Here is a 19512-nt window from a genome sequence, read left to right as displayed (position 1 = left end):
GACGGGGCGCAGCGGCGCGGACACAGGGGGTGGGCGATGGCGAGGGCGCGGCGACGGGCCGGCGGGTCGGCACTGCGGACGGCGCAGTGGACGGCCGCCGGGGTGCTGACCGGCACGGGCCTGCTCGGCCTGCTGCTGTTCGCGCTCGGCCGGGCGCAGGCCTGGCAGGCGCTCGGCGGCGGCCTGGTGGTGGCCGGTGCCTCGACGGTGCTCGGCGGCGCGCTGGGCTTCCTGTTCGGGGTGCCCCGGGTGAAGAACGGCTCCGGCGAGCCGCAGGGCTGGTACGCGCCCAACACCAATCTGGAGCAGGTCTCCGACTGGCTGACCAAGGTGCTGCTGGGCGTCGGGCTGACCCAGCTCGGCTCGCTCGGCGAACGGCTGCACCAGCTCGGTACGGCGCTGGCGCCCGTGCTGGGCGGGGAGGACGCCGCGGTGCCGTTCGCGGCCGCGCTGGTGCTCTACTTCCTGGTGCTGGGCTTCCTGGCCGGCTGGCTGGTGACCAGGCTGGCGCTGCCCCGGGTGCTGACCGAGACGGACGAGGCGCTGGACCTCTTCCTGGCCGGGCAGGACCGCGACCGGCGCGGCGACAAGGTGGGCGCCGACGACCTGCGGGTACGCGCGATGCAGCAGCTCGGGCTGCTCGGTGGCAGCGCGGAGCAACCCGCCGCGCTGGCAGCCCAGTTGCCGCCGTCCTCGAACTCCCCCGCCGGGCCGGACGGCGTGGTGGCGGAGGTCCGGTCGACCGCGACCCGCTCGGCGCTGACCGCCGACCAGGTGCGGGCCCTGTTCGCGGACGGTTCGGAGGGCCGCCGGATCCAGGCCCTCGCGCTGATGCAGGGCGATCCGTCGCTGGCGGACCTGCCGAGCGTGCTGGAGGCGATCGAGCACCCGCGCTCGGGGTTCGAGCAGTACCACGCGCTGTTGGCCGCCCGGGGCCTGCTCTCCCGGCTGCCCGGAGCGGAGGCGCAGCGGCTGCGGGATGCGGTGGCGGCGCAGTTGGTCGACCCGCGGGGCATTCCGTACGGGTCGGACCGCAGTTGGCTGGCGGAGAAGATACTGTCCCGGCTGCGGGCGGTGGCCTTCGTCCCGGCGCAGCCGACGGGGGCCGCGGCGGAGGGCTCGGGGCCTGCGGCGTCCGAAGCGGTGGCATCCGGGCCTGCGGCATCCGGGCCGGCGGCATCCGGGCCAGGGGCGTCCGGGCCCGCGGCTGTCGACCCGCCGGCGAACCCCTAGACGGTGAAGCGCAGTTCGGGCTGCGACCAGGGGGTCTTGGGCTGCGGCGGGCGGGTGCCGGTGCGCACGGCGCCCATCTGGAGGTAGAAGCCCTCGGCGGGCGGGTGCGAGACGACCTTGACCGCGGCGATCCCGGCGGCCCGGGCCCGGTCGAGCATGTCGGCGATCAACGCCCGTCCGATGCCCAGCCCTTGGGCGTCGTCGGCGACGAACATCAGGTCCAGTTCGGCCGGTTCGTGGATCAGCCCGTAGAAGCCGAGCAGCCGGTCGTCGGTGCGGTCCACGGCCATCCGCACCTCGTGGCGCTCGATGTAGTCGGGCCGCACGGCATAGCCGTCGATCATCGCGAAGTAGTCGCCGCGGTAGGCGGCGGAGGCCTGGATCAGTGCGGTGAGCCGGTCGGCGTCGGCGGGCTGGGCGGGCCGGATCGTGGTCTCGCTCATGTGGGCGAGTATAGGGGCAGACCCGCCCAGTGACCATTACAGAGGGTGTGCCGGTGCGGGCCCCCGTGGTCCCCCGCCGGCGGCCCGGAGCACCAGGATCCTGCGGGTGCGGCCGTCCTCGCGCGGCACCCGGCGGACCTCGCTGGCGATCCGGCGCTCGCCGAGCGCGTACCGCAGCCGGTCGAGGTGGCCGCAGCGGCGGCCCCGGCCGTCGTGCAGCGGCTGGACCCGCACCTCCCCGTCCGCGGCCGTCACCCGGACCAGCTCGGCCAACGCGGCCAGCTGCCGCTCCGGGCCGAACAGTTCGGGGTAGGCGAAGATCAGGTAGCCGCTCAGGGTGAGCGCGAAGGCGCCGTCCGCGAAGGGCAGCCGGGGCAGCGCGGCGGCCAGGTAGCACTGCGGGTGGGCGGCCGAGTCGGCGGCGAACAGCCGACGGGCGCGGTCCCAGCTGCGCAGGTAGCGCTCCGGGCGGGCGGGGCCGCGCGGGCGGGGCGAGGGGTACAGCTGTGGGCGGGCGGCCATCGCGCTGGCCATCGACGCCCGGGCGGCCAGGGCCCTGGCGGCCAGCTCGGGCGGCGGCAGCGCGTACGCCGGGTCGACGGCGATCACCCGGCAGCCCAGCTCGCGCGCCTCGGCGGCCAGGCCGGACGCACCGCCCGGGCAGTCCAGCAGCGGGCCGGGCAGGGCGGCGAGCCGGGCGCGGGTCAGGCCGAACAGGGCGCAGTACTCGTCCAGCGGGCGGGAGGTGACCAGGACGTCCGGCGCGGGCACGGGGGTGGGGGCGGTCGCCACCCGGTCATCCGAACACGGGCCCGCCCCACCCGCATCCGGAGCGCGTCCGGAGCACGGGCGGGGCGGGAGCGGCGCAGGGGCGGGGGCGGCGCAGGGGCGGGCGTACGTGGGAGGTGCGGGAGTACGTGGGAGGGCGCGGGGCCGGGCCTCAGCGGCCGAGCAGCCCCCGGGCGGCGGCCCGGTTGACGTTGGTCAGACCGCGGACCAGCCGCGCGGTGAGGAAGATCAGCAGCACCCCGATCGCCGAGAACGCGGCGATCTGCCAGGTGCCCTCCACGTAGTAGACGTGCCGGACGTGGTGGCTGTCGGTGAAGTCGAACAGCTGGTACCCGCGCCAGGGGGTGTAGCGCGGGAAGACCCAGTGGTAGAGCGGGTAGAGCGCCATCGCCCAGCCGAGCAGCAGGAACGTCAGCGTGAGGCAGAAGCTGAACACCGCCCAGGGGAACATCACCACCTGGTACAGCACGGCCTTCCAGCCCGCCCCGTCGGCCAGCCGCGCGGTGACCGAGCCCCAGCCGCCCGGGCGGACCTGGCGCACCGGCGCCGGGCCGGGCACGTCCAGGGCGAGCATCCCGCGCACCCGGGCCCGCTCCGCCCGGCCGAAGCCCCGGGCGGTGCTGGTCAGGGCGGCCAGCACCGGCAGGCCGAGGACGGTGACGAAGGTGCCGACGCCGAGGCTGAACAGAACGATCGCGAGGACGAAGCCGACGATCGCGATCGGCAGCCCGATGAGCGCGTAGCCGACCTCGCGGTAGTAGTGCCCGGAGAACGGCGCCCGCCAGAAGCCGGGCGGCTCCTCGGTGCGGTGGGCCCTGGCCGGGCGGGCCCCGTCGTCGCCGTAACCGCCCGGGGCGTCCCATCCCTGACCCAGCGTGCTGCCGCTGCTGCTCATTTCCCGGTCCCCGGCCCCTCGTAGTCCTGGTCTTCCGTACTTGCTGACGTGGTCCAGTCTGGCCGGGGCGCGGCCCGGCAAACATCCGGCCGACCGGCGGATCGGGGGTGGGGTTATCCCCCCTGCGGTGGGCCGGCCGGGCCGGACCACTCGTCGGCGAGCAGTGCGTACCGGTACGAGTCGCGCCAGGCGCCGCCCTTGTACAGGTCGTGCCGGACGCGCCCCTCCAGCCGGAAGCCGAGCCGGGTGAGCACCTTGGCCGAGGCCTCGTTCTCGACGTCGACCCGGGCGGCCAGCCGGTGCAGGCCGAGCGCCCCGAAGGAGAGCTCGCAGAGCAGTCCGGCGATCTCGCCCGCGTAGCCGCGGCCCCACACCGGGCGGCTCAGCACGTAACCGAGGTGGGCGGAACGGTACTTGCCGAGGGTGAGGCTGGCGTGCGCGATCGGCAGCGCGTCCTCCGGGTCCTCGGCGTCCTCGCGCCGGACGACGGCGAGCCGGTAGACGCCCCGCTCCTCGGCCATCGCCTCCTCCAGGTAGAGCTCGAGCTGGTCGGCGCAGGTCTCGCGGTCGCGCGGCTCGAAGGGGAGGTAGCGGGTCACCTCCGGATCGCCGTACAGCGCGTGCAGCGCGTCCACCTCCTCCGGGGTGTGGCGGTACTCGCGGAGGGCGAGCCTGGGGCCGGCGAGGCGTACGGGGACCATGGCTGCCGACCCTACCGGCGTCCGGCGGCTACCGTTCGGAACATGAACGACGAAGACCTGCGGCTCGCCCCGCGCACCAGGGCCGCCGACCTGCTCGCCTGGGCGGCCGGCCAGGACCGCGCGCCGGTGGCCGAAGCGCCGCTGCGCGCGGTGCTGGCGCTGCTGGAGCTGGGCGGGGGCAGGATGCACGACGGCTGGCCCGAACTCACCTCCGACGAGGTGGAGCACCTGCTGTACGAACGGCTCCACCTCTACGTCCAACCCGCGCCGGAGCAGGACCCGCTCGCGTACGGCGAGGCCGTACGGCTGCTGGTCGACCACCAGCGGGCGGCGAAGCGGCTCAACGCCAAGCGCCAGGAGCGGCTGCACGCCGAGGCCGAGTGGCAGGGTGAGGTCGCGGCCGGGCTGCTGCGCCGCGCCGACCTGGTGACCTGGCCCCGGCTGTACGCGGTGCTGCTGCACGCGCACGGGGTGGACGTGACAGATCCGGCGACCGTCCGGGACTGGCTGGCCGGCTTCGCGGCGCTCGACGAGGAGCAGCGGCTGGCCGGGTACGAGGCGCTGACGCCGACCGGCTGGCTGGACGACCCGGACGAGCAGGGCTGGGGGCCGGGCCGGGTGCTGTCCGTCGGCATGGCCACCGACGGCGCGCGGCTGCTGCTGGAGCAGGGCCTGATGCGGCGCAGCTACCGCAACCTGGCCGAGCTGAACGCGCTGGGGCGCCCGATGCCGGACGAACTGGCCGGTGGCTTCGAGGAGTTCGAGGCGGCGGCGGCCGAGGCGGCGCTCGACCTGCTCGGCGAGTGGACGGTGCCCGGGCTGCCGCGGCTACTGGTGGAGGAGTTCCCGGAGCTCGCGCCGGAGCCGGGGGCGGCCGAGATCGACGCCTACCTGGCGCAGCTGCCCGCGGACGAGCAGGAGGAGCTGGAGGAGCAGGACGAGCAGGACGAGCAGGAGTGAGCTGACGCGGCAGGGCCCCGGGCGCGCCGCCCGGGGCCCTGCCGCGTCATCGGTCCTACGGGGTGAGGCCGCGCTGCTGGAGCCAGGTCTCCGGGTCGACCGGGGCGCCGCCGCCGGGGCGGACCTCCAGGTGCAGGTGCGGGCCGGTGACGTTGCCGGTCGCGCCGACCTTGCCGATCTGCTGGCCGGCGGTGACCTTGCCGGAGCCCTTGATGATCGAGGAGAGGTGGCAGTACCAGATCTCGGTGCCGTCGGGCAGGGTCTCGACGATCCGGTAGCCGTACGAGCCGGACCAGCCGGCCGAGGTGACGGTGCCCTGGCCGACGGCGTAGACCGCGGTGCCGGTGTCGGCGGCGAAGTCCAGGCCGGTGTGCAGGTGGGCCCAGTAGCGGGCGCTCTGGCCGTAGTGGGCGGAGAGGTTGTAGTCCTTCACCGGCAGGGTGAGGGCGGCGGCCTTGGCCCGCTCGGCCTCCTCGGCGGCGCGCTTGGCCTCCGCCTCCTTGGCGGCGGCCTTGGCCTCGGCCTCCTGGGCGGCCTGGACCCGGGCACCCTCCTCGGCGGCGGTGCGCTGGCTGTCGGCCTGCTGCTGGATCCGGGCGGCGAGCGCGAGGCCGGGGTCGGCGGCCAGGGCGACGGGCGTCTCGTCCGGGGCCTCGACGGCGGGTGCGGCGGCCGGGGTCGCGGAGGCGAAGCCGGTGGCGCCCAGGGTCGCGGCGACGGCGGTGACGCCGAGCAGCGGGGAGGCCCCGCGGGCCTGACGCGGCATCCGGTGGCGGTTGGCCTCGGCCTCCGGGGCGAACGGCTCGGCCGGTCCGGCGGACCCGCCGTCGCGGGGCTCGGCACCGTGCGGGCCGGGGTGGTCGAGGAGCTGGGTACCGGCTGCGGGGCCGGCCGGGTGTGCCGGGGTGTGCGTCGACGCCACGGAGGCGCGCTCCTTTCCTTCCTTCGCGCCTACCGGGTTAGCTGACGGGTTCGGAGCAGGAAGGTCTCCTACGGCCGGGCCGGAGCCCCGCCGATTCACCCCAAGGAACGTGGTTCCCCGGCTCCCTGACCTGCCCGGAGGCCGGTCGGCGGGATTAGGCGACGGCGCACGGTGCCGTCTGGGTACGGCGTTGACGACCGCGCTGCGTTATCAAACGTTAATCCTAGGACGCTCTGATTCCAAGCCATCCGCCCGGGGCCACTGTGGAACAGGTGATCGGACGTCAACGAACGACCCCTCAGCCACCGGGCCCATCTGAGTACTCCTACTCATGTGCGACCCGGCCGCCCCGTCGCATCCTGGCGCCATGAGCGCACCGATGCAGTCACGGACCACGGCCGCGTACTTCGTCCAGGCCGTCCTCTCCTTCGCCCTCTCCGGCACCGCCCTCGCCGCCGGGATCGCCTACCTGCCGGTGGGCGGCTGGACCCGGGCCTTCCTCGGGATCGGCCTCCTCTACACCGTCACCTCCTCGTTCACGCTGGCCAAGGTGATCCGGGACCGACAGGAGTCCTTGGACACCGTCGCCCGGGTCGACCAGGCCCGGCTGGAGAAGCTGCTCAGCGAGCACGACCCCTTCCGGGTCGAGGGGGCGTGAACGGGAAGCGCCCTCGTCGTCGGCCGGACGCTTGACGGCTAAGGCTATTAGCCTTAGCTTTATGGCTACAGGCAGAAACGAGCGAGCCGGCGGAGGCCCACCATGAACGGCACCAGCACCCCGAGCACCCAGTTCCTCGACGTCCCCGGCGGCCGCCTCGCGTACGACGACACCCGGCAGGGCGACGGCACCCCCGTCGTCCTCCTCCCCGGGATGCTCGACTCCCGCCACGCCTACCGGCACCTGCACCCGCTGCTCACCGCCGCCGGCCACCGGGTCGTCACCATGGACCTGCGCGGCTTCGGCGACTCCTCGATCGTCTGGGACGACTACGGGCCCGCCGCCATCGCCACCGACGTCCTCGCCCTGCTCGACCACCTCGGCATCGAACGGGCCGTCCTGGTCGGGCAGTCCTACACCGGGGCGACGGTCGTCAAGGTCGCCAGCGACGCACCCCAGCGGGTCGCCGGGATCGCCCTGATCGACGCCTTCGTCGAACACCGGTCCAACGCCCTCATGCGGGGCGTCATGGTCGCCATGGGCGCCGCCATGGTCCGGTGGCCCGGCGTCTGGGGCTTCTACCTGCGCAAGATGGCCTACCCCGGCCCCCGCCCCGCCGACCTCGACGGCTACGTCGACGGGCTCGTCGCCGCCCTGCGCACCCCCGGCCGGCGGACCGCCACCCGCGGCCACGTCACCGGCGACTCCGCACCCGTCGGCTGGTGCGCGGCCGTCCGCTGCCCGGCCCTCGTTCTCATGGGCAGCAAGGACCCCGACTTCCCGAAGCCCGAGGCCGTCGCCGACCTCCAGGCCGAGAAGCTCGGCGCCCGCAAGGTGATGATCGAAGGGTCCGGGCACTACCCGATGGCCGACAACCCGCAGGCCGTCGCCGACGCCCTGCTGCCCTTCCTCGCCGAACTCGCCTGAACCCCCGCCCGTACGGAGAGAACCAAGCCATGCCCCGCGTAGGACTGACCCCCGACCAGGTCGTCGACCACGCCCTCGCCCTCATCGACGACCAGGGCGGTGAAGCCCTCACCCTCGCCTCCGTCGCCACCCGGGCCGGCGTCGCCACCCCCTCGCTGTACAAGCACGTCAGCGGCGGACTCGGCGAGTTGCGGCGCCTCATCGCGGTCCGGGTCACCGAGGAGCTCGCCGACCGGCTCGCGGACGCCGCCGTCGGCCGCAGCGGGGACGACGCCGTCACCGCCGTCCTGCGCGCCTACCAGGCCTACGCCACCGCACACCCCCACCGCTACGCCGCCCTCCCCCAGGCCCCCCAGCCCGACGACGACCTCACCCGCGCCGCCACCCGGCTCGTCGGCGTCATCGTCGCCGTCCTCCGCGGCTACGGCCTCGACGGCCCCGAAGCCATCCACGCCGCCCGCACCGTCCGCTCGCTCGCCCACGGCTTCGCCTCCCTCTCCATCGCCGGCGCCTTCCAACTCGCCGAGGACCCCACCACCTCCCACGACCGCCTCATCACCACCCTCACCACCGCCCTCCACACCTGGCCCGGAACGGCCACCGCCTAGACCGCGCCCCGCGGCTCAGGCCGGGGCCCGCGACGCTCCCCCAGCCTTCGGCCGGGAGGTACCCCCACCGCAGAGACCCTGGCCGAAACCCGCGCAGCACCCCGTGAGAAAGGGGCCACCGGGCGCCCGGTGGGCGCGCCAGAAGTCGGCCCCATCGACTTCTGGCGCGAGGCAGGCTGAGAAGGGGTCTTCCGGCGCGGGCAACCGGGGCGCTGGAAAGGCACGACCCCACCAGGCGGGCGCCTCTGCAAGGGAAGTCGGCCCAGCCGACTTCCTGATACGCAGAAACGGCGGAGGGAGCACGGAGCTACGGGGCCTCGGCGGGTGGCGGCGCCTACTGGGCGCGGGCGCGCGTCAGAAGTCGGGCGGACCGACTTCTGGTGACCGCAGGCCCAGAACGGGCCTGGCGGAGACGGCCGGAACGCAGCAGCACGCAGACCAGGCAGAGGAGAACGGGCTGCGGGGCGGCAGGCATCGGCGGGCGGGCAAGCCGGGAGGTGCCCAGGAAGTCGGCCCGGCCGACTTCTCGCGCAGCACCCCGTGGGAAAAAAGAGGCCACCGGGCGACCAGCCGCGCCTCTCGGGCCTCGGAGGAACGCGGCGGCGGCAGTGAGCGCGCCAGAAGTCGGCCCCATCGACTTCTCGTGCGAGGCAGACCGAGAAGAAACCTTCCGGCAGAGGTAGCCGGGGCATTGAAAGAGTGCGGCCCCACCGATCGACGAGATCCGGCGGGGCCCCTCCGCGAGGAGGCCGACTCTCCCACGGGCGGGGGCTGCGCGCGGGAAGTCGGGCCGGCCGACTTCCTGTTACGCGGAAACGGCGGAGGAAGCACGGGGCTACGGCGGAGGGCGGCGCCTACTCGGCGCGGGCGGCCGGGATGCTGCGGTAAGAAGCGGCGTACCAGAAGTCGGGCGGGCCGACCTCTGGCGTCAGCGGGCCACCTGCCCCGAACCGTCGGGGCGAGGAAACGCAGCAAGGAAACGCAGCAGCATCGGCGGCCGGGACTCGGGCGCGCACCAGAAGTCGGGCGGGCCGACTTCTGGTGACCGCAGGTCCGGAACAGGCCTGGCGGAGACGGCCGGAGCGCAGCAGCACGCAGACCGGGCAGCGGAGAACGGGCTGTGGGGCGGCGGCAGGTGGGGACGGGCGGCCACCGTGCTGAGGGGGCGGGCAAGCCGGGAAGTGCGCGGGAAGTCGGGCCGGCCGACTTCCTGTTGCGCGGGAGCGGCGGGGGGAGCACGGGGCTTCGGCGGGGGGCGGTGGCTACTGGGCGCGGGCGAACGGGGCTCGGGCGCGCGTCAGAAGTCGGGCGGGCCGACTTTTGGTGACCGCAGGTCCGGAACGGGCTTGGCGGAGACGGGCGGGGCGCAGCAGCAAGGAGACCGGGCAGGGGAGAAGAAGGGGCTGCGGGGCGGCAGGCGCGGGCGGGCGGCCACTGTGCTGAGGGGGCGGGCAAGCCGGGAAGTGCGCGGGAAGTCGGGCTGGCCGGCTTCCTGTTGCGCGGGAGCAGCGGCGGGGGGAGCGCGGGGCTTCGGCGGGGGGCCGGGGCTCGGGGGCGCGTCAGGAGTCGGGCGGGGTGACTTCTGGTGACCGTGGGCCCGGAACGGGCTTGGCGGGGACGGGCGGGGCGCAGCAGCAGGCGGGGCTGCGGGGCGGGAGGTGGGGGGTGGGAGGGGAGGGGTTAGTGTGGCCGGGCTGACTGGTGGTCATGACAGGGGACCGCCCACGCCTTCGCGGAGGTCCCGGGTGCCCGCACTGATAGCGAGGGTGCGGCGGTGGTACGGCCGGTTGCTGGACGGGGACGTCCGGGCCGGGCGGGTGGCGCTGGGGGTGCTGCTCGGAGTGACGGCGGTGCTGGGCGTGTTGCCGGTCCTGTTGCCGTACGGGTGGCCGCCGTCGGCGCTGGTGCTGCCGGTGGTGGGTGGCGGGTTGGTGCTGCGGCGCGGGCAGTTGCGGGTGCTGGTGTGCGCGGCGCTGGCGGGCGGTCTGCTGGGGGCGGTGGTGCAGGACCCGCACGGGGTGCGGCTGGGGGTGACGGTGGTGGTGGCGGCGACGGGGGCGACGGTGCTGACCGCGAACCGGTTCCGGGACCGGCTGGGGCTGCGCGGCACCCAGGGCGATTCGATGCTGCTGGAGCTGGCGGAGCACAACCGGGCCCTGGCCCGGCTGCCGGAGCGGCTGCTGGACTGGCACTTCGACAGTGCGCTGGCCCCGGCGGGCGGCGCGTCGTTCTCCGGGGACTTCCTGCTGTGCGCCCACCGGCCGGAGGAGGACCTGCTGGAAGTGGTGCTGGTGGACGTGTCGGGCAAGGGCACCCGGGCGGCGGCCCGGTCGACGCACCTGTCGGGGGCGTTCGCGATGCTGCTGGGCCGGGTGCCGCCGGAGGCGTTCCTGCCGGCGGCCAACGACCACCTGGTACGGATGGGCTGGGAGGACGACTTCGCCACGGCCGTGCACCTGGCGCTGCACCCGGCGACGGGCCGCTACCGCCTGTTCAACGCGGGCCATCCGCCGCCGGTGCGGTTCTGCCGCCGGTCGGGCTGGGTGCCGTCGGAGCACGGCGGTCCGGCGCTGGGGCTGGTGCCGGGGGCGCCGTACCCGGGGGTGCCGGGGCGGCTGGCGCACGGGGATTCGCTGCTGCTGTTCAGCGACGGCCTGGTGGAGGTGCCGGGCCGGGACCTGGACGAGGGGGTGGGCCGGCTGCTGGCGGCGGCCGAGCCGGAGGTGCGCACCCACCGGACACAGCAGCAGCTGGTGCGGGGTGCGGCGGGGCGGCTGGTGCGCACGGTGGCGCAGGACGTGGCGGACGACCGGACGCTGGTGCTGGTGCGACGGCTGGGCACGGCCGCGACCGGATGAGGCTCCGGGCCGGACTCCGGCCGCGGCTATGGAAATGGGGTATGAAGATTTAGTGCCCATCCCCGAGGACGAGAGCCGGACGCCGGCCGGCAGCCCGGCCGCCCGCGGCCCGGCCACCCGCAGCCCGATGCGCTGCGTGCGCCTGCTGCTCGGCTGCACCAGCGCCGCCGAGCTGCTCGGCACCGTCCTCGCCGAGGGCCCGAACTGGATCACCGGCGAAGGCTCCGCGCTGTACCTGCTGGACCCCGCCGGGATGCTCCGGCTGACCGCCTCGCACGGGCTGCCGGACTGGGCGCACGAGCGCTACGGCCTGGTCGACCCGGCCGGCGAGCTGCCCGCCGCGATGGCGCTGCGGCTGCGCCGCCCGTACCTGCTCGGCCCGGAGCACACCAGCGTCGACTACCCGAACCGGAACGCCGGGCTGGGCACCGGGATGGTCGCCGTGGTCAGCCTGCCGCTGGTGGTGGACGAGCGGTCGATCGGCGTGCTGGCCCTCGCCCTGGCGCACCGGGGCACCGTCCCGGGGCGCGACCTGGACGTGCTGGAGACGATCGCCGGGGCCTGCGCCCACCGGCTGCACCACCTGCTGGACCACACCCTCGACCACACCGGCGACCGCGCCGGAAACCACCCCGGCGACCGCACCGCAGGCCACACCGGCGACCGGCCCGCGCAGCGGCTCGCGCCCGCGCCGGACGCCGCCCCGGCCCGCCCGCTGCTGTCGCTCGCGGTGCGGGCCGCCGGGCACGGCGCCTTCGAGCGCGACCTGGTCACCGGGGAGAGCTACTGGGACGCGGCCGCCTTCGCGGTGGCCGGCCGGCCCGTCGAGCCGGACGGGACCGCCCCGGAGCTGGAGCGGATCGTCCACCCCGAGGACCTGCCGGACGTGCAGGCGGCCCTGGCGGAGGCGCTGGCGAGCGGCGGCCGCTACCGGATCGGCTACCGGCTGCTGCGCCGGGGCGGGAAGGTCGCGCGGGTCGAGGAGTCCGGCGAGGTGATGCTGGACGTGCACGGCCGCCCGGTGCGGATGGCCGGGCTGCTCGCCGACGTGGAGCACCGCCGGGCCCGGGACGCCGAGCCGCCGCACGACCCGGCCGGGGCCCGGACGGCGCTGCTGCTGTCGCTGACCCGGGCGCTGTCCCGGGCGGTGACCGTCCGGGACGTCACGGCCGCCGTCACCGACGTGGCCCGCCCGGCCCTCGGCGCCGCCGGCATCGTGCTGGACCTGGTGGACGAGGGCCGGCTGCTGCCGGTCTCGCACACCGGGTACGGCGGACCGCGCCGGGCCGAGCTGACCCGGCTGGCGGACCTCTCCGAGCAGGTCCGCTCCGAGCAGGTCGGCTCCGAGCAGGTCCGCTCAGAGCACGCGGTCTCCGAGCAGGCCGTCTCCGAGCAGGTGAGCCAGCCCTCGCCGCCGGCCCGCTCGGCCCCGCTGTTCAGCGAGCCCGGCGCCGGGCCGGTGGGGGCCGACGCCCCGGCGGCCTGGGCGGTGCTGCCGCTGGTCGCCTCCGGCCGGCAGGTCGGCTCCTGCCTGATCACCTTCGCCACCGAGCGCGTGTTCAGCCGCGCGGACCGCACCCTGTACTCGACCTTCGCCGGCATCCTCGCGCAGTCCCTGGAGCGGGCCCGGCTGTACGACACCCACCACCACCGGGCCGGCGAGCTGCAGCGCGCGATGCTCCCGCGCACCCTGCCCCGGCTGCCGGGGATCGCCAGTGCCGCCCGCTACCTGCCGAGCACCGAGGGCATGCAGATCGGCGGCGACTGGTACGACCTGCTGAAACTGCCGGACGGCCGGATCGGGCTGGTGATCGGCGACGTGCAGGGCCACAACGCCGAGGCGACCGCCGTGATGGGCCAGCTGCGCAGCGGCCTGCGGGCGTACGCCACGGACGGTCACGACCCGGCGGCGACCCTGGCCCGGACCAGCCGGCTGCTGTCCGAGCTGGACACCGAGCTGTTCGCGACCTGCCTCTACCTGACCCTGGACCCGGCCGACGGCGGCCTGACCGCGGCCCGGGCCGGGCATCCGGCGCCGGTGCGGATCGCCGCCGACGGCACGGCCGTAGAGCTGGAGCTGCCGGGCGGCCCGCCGCTGGGCGTGGACCCGGGGCAGCCGTACCCGCTGGCCACCGCCCGCTTGGCGGGCGGCGAGACCCTGCTGGCCTACACGGACGGGCTGGTCGAGGACCGCGAGGAGGACTACGACGAGTCGGTGCACCGGATGATCGGCGGGCTGGAGCTGTGGGCCCGGCGGACCGGCCCGGAGCGGATCGGCGCGGCCCCCGCGCTGGAGCGGCTGGCCGACCTGCTCACCCTGAACGTGACCGAGCGCCGCTCCCGGCCGGACGACGTGGCGCTGCTGCTCCTGCACCGGATGCCGCCCGACGCCTGACCGCGCGCTCCTGCACCGGATGGCGCCCGACGCCTGACGGCGCGCTCCTGCACCGGATGCCGCCGGTTCGGCGACACCGTGCACACCGGCCCCACACATCCCGGGACCCGAACCGGCCACCACGCGTCACGTCGAGGGAGGTCAAAAGACCCTGGACGAACGATCGGACGGCTTGTCAGGGCTCCGCGGTCGGGGTCGAACGACGCCGGAACGGCGGCGTATTGACTCGATATTGACGAGATCCGGTCACATGGCGAGATCCGTTCACACCTTCGTAGGATCATCGCCCTAGAATTCGCGGCGTGACGATGACTCAGTGGTGCGCAACGGCTACCGGCGTGCTCGCCGTCCTCGCCCTCGTGGCCGCCGCGCGGTACCGCGCCGTGTCCGTCACCCAGCGCGGCCGGGCCGACCGGCTGGCGGGCGAACTCGCCCGGCTCGAGGAGCAGCTGACCGCCGAACTCTCCCGCCGGGGCGCCGACCTGGCCGCCGTCCAGCAGGAGCAGGAACTCACCGCCTCCAGCCAGCGGGCCTTCCTCAGCGTCGCCCGCCGGATCCTCGTCATGGCCCACGACCAGCAGGCCCTGCTCGACGAGATGGAGCGTACCCACGACGACCCGGCGCTGCTGGAGGGCCTGCTCAAGGCCGACCACGCCGCCGCCCAACAGGCCCGGCTGGCCCAGACCCTGGCCGTGCTGTGCGGCGCCCGGGCCGGGCGGCACTGGCCGGAGCCGGTGTCGCTGGAGGACGTGGTGCGCGGCGCCCAGTCGCGGATCCTGCCGTTCCAGCGGGTGGTCGTCCGCAGCCGGATCGAGACCGCGGTGGTCGGCGCCGCCGCCGAGGCGCTGATCCACGCCATCGCCGAACTGCTGGACAACGCGACCCGCTACTCCCCGCCCAGCACCCAGGTGTTCGTCACCCTGATGCCGGTGCACAACGGCGCGGTCATCGAGATCGACGACGGCGGCGTCGGCATGCCGGAACAGGCCGTCGCCAAGGCCGCCGCCGCCCTCGCCGGGGGCAGCAGCCTGGAGGTCTCCCGGCTCGGCGAGGTGCCGCAGCTGGGGCTGGCCGCCGTCGGCCGGCTCGCCGAGAGCTACGGGTTCCGGGTCACCCTCAGCTCGGCGCCCTCCCCGTACGGCGGCGTGCGGGTGGTCGTGCTGCTGCCGAACGCCCTGCTCACCGAGCCGCTGCCGCCCACCGTGCCCGGACTCGGGCCGGACGACCGGGCGTTCACCCCCGACCCCCGGCCGGCCGTCGGCCCCGACCACCCCGGCGCCGCCCACCCGCTGGTGGAGACCCCGCCCGCCGGCCGGGCCCCGGCGCCCGACTCCCCTCCGCCGCTGCCCCGCCGGAGCCACCGGCGCGACCGCGCGAACCGGCCCGCCCAGCACGCCGCTCCCCCGCCCCCGCCCGAGCCGCCGTACCGCTCGGCCCGGGACGCCCAGGCGTTCATGGCGATGTTCCAGGCCGGCACGGCCAGCGGCCGGTCGGCGGCCCGCACCCGGGCCCAGGGCCCGCCCGGCCCGCACTGAACCCGGCCCGCCCTGAACCCGCCCCGCCCTGAACCCGCCCCGCACTGAACCCGCCCCGCTCCCCCGACCTCCCCCGACTTCCCCATCGCCCCGGAGAGTTCCATGACCACCACCCCCGATCTCGGCTGGCTGCTCGCCGACATCATCGCCGTCCCCCAGGTCCAGCACGCCGTCGTCGTCTCCAACGACGGCCTGGAGATCGGCCGCAGCGCCGACATCGCCCGGGAGGACGCCGAACGGCTCGCCGCCGCCTGCTCCGGGCTCCAGTCGCTGGCCCGCGGCGTCGCGACGGGCTTCGGCGGCCCCGGCAGCGCCACCCGCCAGATCATCATCGAGTACGGCGGCGGCTACCTGTTCATCGTCGCCGCCGGGGCCGGCGCCCACCTGGCCGTGGTCACCAGCGAGGCGGTCGACGCCGGGCTGGTCGCCTACCAGATGCAGGTCCTGGTCGAACGGATCGGCGCCCACCTCACCAGCCCGCCGCGCGTCGATCACGCGGCGGGGGGCCACCGGTGAACGGGCCGGTCCGGCCCTACGTCATCACCGGTGGGCGCAGCCGCCCCACCCGCGCCGACCTGGCGATCGAGAGCCTGGTCAGCGCCCTGCCCGGGCCGTTAGGGCCGGCCGATCCCCCGGAACTGCCCGAGCACGCCCTGCTCAACCGGGAGCACCGGCGCATCCTCGGGCTCTGCCACAGCCTGCTGTCCGTCGCCGAGGTGGCGGCCCACCTGGGGCTGCCGCTCGGCGTCGTCAAGGTGCTGGTCGGCGACCTCTGGGACCTCGGCGCCGTGCAGGTGCTCCCGCCCGTCCCGCAGGCCGAACGCCTGCCCACAACCCTCCTGGAAGAGGTGCTCGTTGGCCTCCGCCAACTCCGCTGAAGCCCCCACCGACGCGCCGGCCGGACCGCAGTACCTGCCGTCCACGGTGCAGGGCGCGGTGAAGATCCTGGTCACCGGCCCGTTCGGGGTCGGCAAGACCACCCTGGTCGGCTCGCTCAGCGAGATCACCCCGCTGCGCACCGAGGAGACCATGACCGCCGCCAGCAGCGGCGTGGACGACCTCACCGGGCGCAGCGGCAAGACCACCACCACGGTCGCGCTGGACTTCGGCCGGATCACGCTCAACTCCCGGCTCGCGCTGTACCTGTTCGGTACGCCGGGGCAGCAGCGCTTCTGGCCGCTGTGGGACGACCTGTCGCGTGGCGCGCTCGGCGCCATCGCGATGGTCGACCTGCGCCGGCCGGACGAGGCCTTCGACGTGCTCGGCCGGTTGGAGGAGCAGCGCATCCCCTTCGCGGTGGCCGTCAACACCTTCCCGGACACGCCGAGTTACCCGGAGGAGGAGCTGCGCTCCGCGCTGGACGTGCTGCCCGAGGTGCCGATCCTGTACTGCGACGCCCGGGACCGGCGGCAGTCCTACGACCTGCTGATCGACTTCGTCGACCACCTGCACCGCAGCTCGCTGCTGGAGCTCCAGCCGTGACCGCCCCCGAGCCCCCGCGGTCCTCGGGCTGCCCGGTCGCGCACGGCACCGGCGGGCCGCACGGCGCCGGCGGGCCGCAGGGCACCGGCGGCCCGTACGGCGTCGGTGGCCCGTACGGTGCCGGTGGCGCGTACGGCGTCGCCGGTGGGTACGGGACCGGAGCCCCGTACGGCGCGCCGCCCGGTGCCGGGCTGCCGGTCGGCGTCCCGCTCACCCCGCTGCACGGGCAGGCCGTCGCCGACGACCCGCACGGTCTGTACGCCCGGCTGCGCGAGCGCCACGGCCCGGTCGCGCCGATCGAGCTGGAGCCCGGGGTGGAGGCCTGGCTCGTCCTCGGCTACGCCGAACTGCTCGAACTCACCCGCAACGAGGCGCTGTTCTCCAAGGACTCGCGGCAGTGGCGGGTGCCCGCCGAGGGCCGGCTGGCCGCCGACTCCCGGCTGCAGCCGATGACCGCCTGGCGGCCCACCCTGCTCAACCTGGACGGCGCCGAGCACCAGCGGCTGCGCGCCGCCGTCTCGGACACCCTGGCCCAGATCGACCACCGGCAGCTGCGCGAGACCACCGAGGCCGCCGCCGACGGGCTGATCGACAGCTGGGGCCCGGACGGCACCGCCGACCTGATCGGCCAGTACGCCCGCGCCCTGCCGCTGCTGGTCTCCACCCAGCTGGTCGGCCTGCCCACCGGCAGCGGGCCCCGGATGATCGAGCTGATCAGCCACTTCGTCGACAGCGGGCCCGAATCGGTGCGCGCCGCCGGGGAGTTCCAGAACACCCTGACCGAACTGGTCCGGCAGCGCCGCACCGCCCCGAGCGCCGACCTCACCTCCTGGCTGCTCGCCCACCCGGCCGCGCTGACCGACGAGGAGGCGGTGCACCACCTGGTGGTGCTGATGGTCGCGGGCAACGAGACCTGCATCAACTGGATCGGCAACACGCTGCGGCTGCTGCTCACCGACCGCCGCTTCCGGGCCACCCTGACCGGCGGGCGGCTGACCGTCTCCGACGCGCTGGAGGAGGTGCTCTGGCGCGACCCGCCGACCCAGAACTTCCCCGGCCGCTGGGCCACCGGCGACACCGTCCTCGGCGGCCAGTACATCAGCAAGGGCGACATGCTGGTGCTCGGCCTGGCCGCGGCCAACGCCGACCCGGCCGCCCAGGGCGCCTCCTCCGCCGCCCAGGGCTCGCTCGGCGGCAACCGGGCCCACCTCGCCTGGGGCGCGGGCCGGCACGTCTGCCCGGCCCAGCACCCGGCCCGGATCATCGTCGAGACCGCGATCGAGACCCTGCTGCACCGCCTTCCGGACCTCCAACTGGCCGTACCGCCGGGCGAGTTGTCCTGGCGTCCGTCCCCGTGGTCGCGGGCCCTGGTCGCCCTTCCGGTGCTCTACAGCGCCTTCACCCCGCCCCGCCCGCCCGCCCCCGAGAGGCCCGCATGGACACCGCCGACGACCCCCGCGGCTCCCGCCCCGAGCCCGTCCGGCTCGACCCCTACGGACGCGACCAGCACGGCGAGAACGCCCGGCTCCGGGCAGCCGGCCCGGCCGTCCTGGTGGAGCTCCCTGGCGGGGTGGTGGTCTGGGCGGTAACCCACCACGACACCCTCCAGGCGCTGCTCGCCGACCCCCGGGTCGGCAAGAACCCCCAGCTGTGGACCCTCTTCCGGGAGGGCCGGCTGCCCTACGGCTGGCCGCTGCTCAACTTCGTCGCGGTGCCCGGCATGATCACCGCCGACGGCGAGGACCACAAGCGGCTGCGCGGACTGGTCAGCCAGGCCTTCACCCCGCGCCGAACAGCCGCCTTGGCCCCCGCGATCGAGGCCCGGACCGTCGCACTGCTCGACCGGGTCGCCGAACTGGAGGGCGAGTTCGACCTGCGCGAGCACTTCGCCTACCCGCTGCCGATGCAGGTGATCGGCGAACTCCTCGGTCTCGCGGCGGAGCAGCAGGACGAACTGCACCACCTCTCCGACACCCTGGTCTCCAGCTCGGCCACCCCCGAGGCGGCGCTCGCCGCCCAGCGGGACCTCAACGCGCTGCTGGCCTCGGTGGTCGCCGCCAAGCGGGCCCGGCCCGGGGACGACCTCACCACCGACCTGATCGCCGTCCGCGAGGCCGGGGACGGGCTCAGCGAGGCCGAACTGGTCGGCACCCTGCTGCTGATGCTGGTGGCCGGGCACGAGACCACGCTCAACCTGATCACCAACGCGGTCCGGGCCCTGCTCGCCCACCCCGACCAGCTGCGACTGGTGCTGGACGGCGCGCAGCCGTGGTCCGCGGTGGTGGAGGAGACGCTGCGGTACGACTCACCGGTCGGCCAGTTCCCGCTGCGCTACGCGAGCGAGGACATCGAGGTCGGCGACGTGGTGATCCGCCGCGGCGAGGCCCTGCTCGCCTCGTACGCCGCGGCCGGGCGCGACGCCGGGCACTACCCGGACGCCGACCGCTTCGACCTCACCCGGCAGCCCGCCCGGCACCTCTCGCTCGGGCACGGCCCGCACTTCTGCCTCGGCTCGGGGCTGGCCCGGCTGGAGGCGGAGACGGCGCTGCGGCACCTGTTCGCGCGGTTCCCGGCGCTGGCCCTGGCGGAGGGCGAACGGCCGGAGCCGATCGGCTCGTTCGTGAGCAACAGCGTGCGGACGCTGCGGGTGACGGCCGCAGGGGCGGGAGCGGCAGCAGGGTGACGGCCCGAGGGGCGGGAGCGGCAGCAGGGTGACGGCCCGAGGGGCGGGAGTGTGACCCGCAGGACGGGTGCGCGATCCGGGGGCGGACCCGGCGGCGGGGGTGACGGTGGCCGCCAGCCGGTTACCTGAGGGCGGCCCGGTCGTTCGGCAGGGCATGAAGAAACTCGCCACCCTCGCCGCCCTCACCATGGCGGGCCTCGCCCTCGCCGCCCCGGCGGCCTCCGCCACCAGCCAGGTCGCCAGTTCGCCGGACGCCACCGGCGGCCTCACCGACGGTCTCAACCTCTCCCCCGCCGACCTCGCCCTGCAGACCGCGGGCAAGCTCCCGGTGGTCGGGCACACGGCCGACGAGGTGGAGGCCATCGGCACCAACCAGATGTCCCACCCGGGGATCAGCGGGCAGATCGGCTGACCCGTCCGGCG

18 protein-coding genes and 1 riboswitch are annotated in these 19512 nt (G+C 75.4%); of the genes, 13 read left to right on the top strand and 5 right to left on the bottom strand.

Annotation, left to right across the window (positions count from 1 at the left end; all coding sequences use genetic code 11):
* The first annotated feature begins 36 nt into the window (after nucleotides 1-36).
* Nucleotides 37-1233: a hypothetical protein gene (locus ACIQWA_RS28500; RefSeq protein WP_402487373.1), complete on the top strand. Its 1197-nt coding sequence runs from the start codon at nucleotides 37-39 to the stop codon at nucleotides 1231-1233.
* Here ACIQWA_RS28500 and ACIQWA_RS28495 read toward each other — a convergent pair.
* The 4 genes from ACIQWA_RS28495 to ACIQWA_RS28480 all read right to left on the bottom strand — a co-directional run bounded on the left by ACIQWA_RS28495 (nucleotide 1230) and on the right by ACIQWA_RS28480 (nucleotide 4061).
* Nucleotides 1230-1676, bottom strand: a complete 447-nt coding sequence (locus ACIQWA_RS28495; protein WP_360237961.1) for a GNAT family N-acetyltransferase — start codon at nucleotides 1674-1676, stop codon at nucleotides 1230-1232. The genes ACIQWA_RS28500 and ACIQWA_RS28495 overlap by 4 nt on opposite strands.
* Before the next feature lie 36 nt (nucleotides 1677-1712).
* Nucleotides 1713-2468 (bottom strand): hypothetical protein, encoded by a 756-nt coding sequence (locus tag ACIQWA_RS28490; RefSeq protein WP_402487371.1) that lies wholly within the window; start codon nucleotides 2466-2468, stop codon nucleotides 1713-1715.
* A 148-nt stretch (nucleotides 2469-2616) separates the two neighbouring features.
* On the bottom strand, nucleotides 2617-3360 hold the full coding sequence (locus ACIQWA_RS28485) for a sensor domain-containing protein (RefSeq protein ID WP_402487369.1): 744 nt from the start codon (nucleotides 3358-3360) through the stop codon (nucleotides 2617-2619).
* 113 nt (nucleotides 3361-3473) lie between these two features.
* Nucleotides 3474-4061 carry a GNAT family N-acetyltransferase gene (locus ACIQWA_RS28480; RefSeq protein ID WP_402487367.1) on the bottom strand — a complete coding sequence of 196 codons (588 nt, stop codon included), beginning with the start codon at nucleotides 4059-4061 and terminating at the stop codon, nucleotides 3474-3476.
* A 42-nt stretch (nucleotides 4062-4103) separates the two neighbouring features.
* Here ACIQWA_RS28480 and ACIQWA_RS28475 point away from each other — a divergent pair, with 42 nt between their 5' ends.
* Entirely contained in the window at nucleotides 4104-5021 is a 918-nt protein-coding gene (locus ACIQWA_RS28475) for a hypothetical protein (RefSeq protein WP_402487365.1), read from the top strand.
* Nucleotides 5022-5076: 55 nt separating this feature from the next.
* On the opposite strand, the gene ACIQWA_RS28470 is transcribed toward ACIQWA_RS28475, so the two are convergent.
* Nucleotides 5077-5943: a M23 family metallopeptidase gene (locus tag ACIQWA_RS28470; protein WP_402487362.1), complete on the bottom strand. Its 867-nt coding sequence runs from the start codon at nucleotides 5941-5943 to the stop codon at nucleotides 5077-5079.
* A 12-nt stretch (nucleotides 5944-5955) separates the two neighbouring features.
* Nucleotides 5956-6114, bottom strand: a riboswitch (cyclic di-AMP (ydaO/yuaA leader).
* A 196-nt stretch (nucleotides 6115-6310) separates the two neighbouring features.
* Here ACIQWA_RS28470 and ACIQWA_RS28465 point away from each other — a divergent pair.
* From ACIQWA_RS28465 to ACIQWA_RS28415, 11 genes are all read left to right on the top strand, one after another.
* Nucleotides 6311-6601: a YiaA/YiaB family inner membrane protein gene (locus ACIQWA_RS28465; protein ID WP_402487361.1), complete on the top strand. Its 291-nt coding sequence runs from the start codon at nucleotides 6311-6313 to the stop codon at nucleotides 6599-6601.
* 102 nt (nucleotides 6602-6703) lie between these two features.
* Nucleotides 6704-7528, top strand: a complete 825-nt coding sequence (locus ACIQWA_RS28460; RefSeq protein ID WP_402487359.1) for an alpha/beta fold hydrolase — start codon at nucleotides 6704-6706, stop codon at nucleotides 7526-7528.
* 29 nt (nucleotides 7529-7557) lie between these two features.
* The gene (locus ACIQWA_RS28455; RefSeq protein WP_402487357.1) at nucleotides 7558-8136 is read left to right on the top strand and encodes a TetR/AcrR family transcriptional regulator; all 579 of its coding nucleotides are present in this window, start codon (nucleotides 7558-7560) and stop codon (nucleotides 8134-8136) included.
* 1745 nt (nucleotides 8137-9881) lie between these two features.
* Complete coding sequence (locus tag ACIQWA_RS28450) at nucleotides 9882-10994, top strand: PP2C family protein-serine/threonine phosphatase (protein ID WP_402487355.1); 1113 nt, start codon at nucleotides 9882-9884, stop codon at nucleotides 10992-10994.
* Between the two features lie 52 nt (nucleotides 10995-11046).
* Complete coding sequence (locus tag ACIQWA_RS28445) at nucleotides 11047-13389, top strand: SpoIIE family protein phosphatase (RefSeq protein ID WP_402487353.1); 2343 nt, start codon at nucleotides 11047-11049, stop codon at nucleotides 13387-13389.
* A 308-nt stretch (nucleotides 13390-13697) separates the two neighbouring features.
* Nucleotides 13698-14924: a sensor histidine kinase gene (locus ACIQWA_RS28440; protein ID WP_402487397.1), complete on the top strand. Its 1227-nt coding sequence runs from the start codon at nucleotides 13698-13700 to the stop codon at nucleotides 14922-14924.
* Nucleotides 14925-15026: 102 nt separating this feature from the next.
* Nucleotides 15027-15440 carry a roadblock/LC7 domain-containing protein gene (locus ACIQWA_RS28435; protein ID WP_402487351.1) on the top strand — a complete coding sequence of 138 codons (414 nt, stop codon included), beginning with the start codon at nucleotides 15027-15029 and terminating at the stop codon, nucleotides 15438-15440.
* Nucleotides 15437-15802, top strand: a complete 366-nt coding sequence (locus ACIQWA_RS28430; protein WP_360237937.1) for a DUF742 domain-containing protein — start codon at nucleotides 15437-15439, stop codon at nucleotides 15800-15802. The genes ACIQWA_RS28435 and ACIQWA_RS28430 overlap by 4 nt, the downstream gene beginning before the upstream one ends.
* Nucleotides 15780-16406, top strand: a complete 627-nt coding sequence (locus tag ACIQWA_RS28425) for an ATP/GTP-binding protein (protein WP_360237935.1) — start codon at nucleotides 15780-15782, stop codon at nucleotides 16404-16406. The genes ACIQWA_RS28430 and ACIQWA_RS28425 overlap by 23 nt, the downstream gene beginning before the upstream one ends.
* A 1435-nt stretch (nucleotides 16407-17841) precedes the next feature.
* Nucleotides 17842-19089 carry a cytochrome P450 gene (locus tag ACIQWA_RS28420; protein ID WP_402487348.1) on the top strand — a complete coding sequence of 416 codons (1248 nt, stop codon included), beginning with the start codon at nucleotides 17842-17844 and terminating at the stop codon, nucleotides 19087-19089.
* A 154-nt stretch (nucleotides 19090-19243) separates the two neighbouring features.
* A complete protein-coding gene (locus ACIQWA_RS28415) occupies nucleotides 19244-19501 on the top strand; it encodes a hypothetical protein (protein WP_360237929.1) in 258 nt (85 codons plus the stop codon).
* Nucleotides 19502-19512: the final 11 nt, after the last annotated feature.

It is taken from the genome of Kitasatospora sp. NPDC098652, from assembly GCF_044760155.1.
GTDB lineage: Bacteria > Actinomycetota > Actinomycetes > Streptomycetales > Streptomycetaceae > Kitasatospora.
The sequence above is the reverse complement of the archived record's forward strand: the minus strand, read 5'-3'. Positions and strand labels throughout refer to the sequence as shown.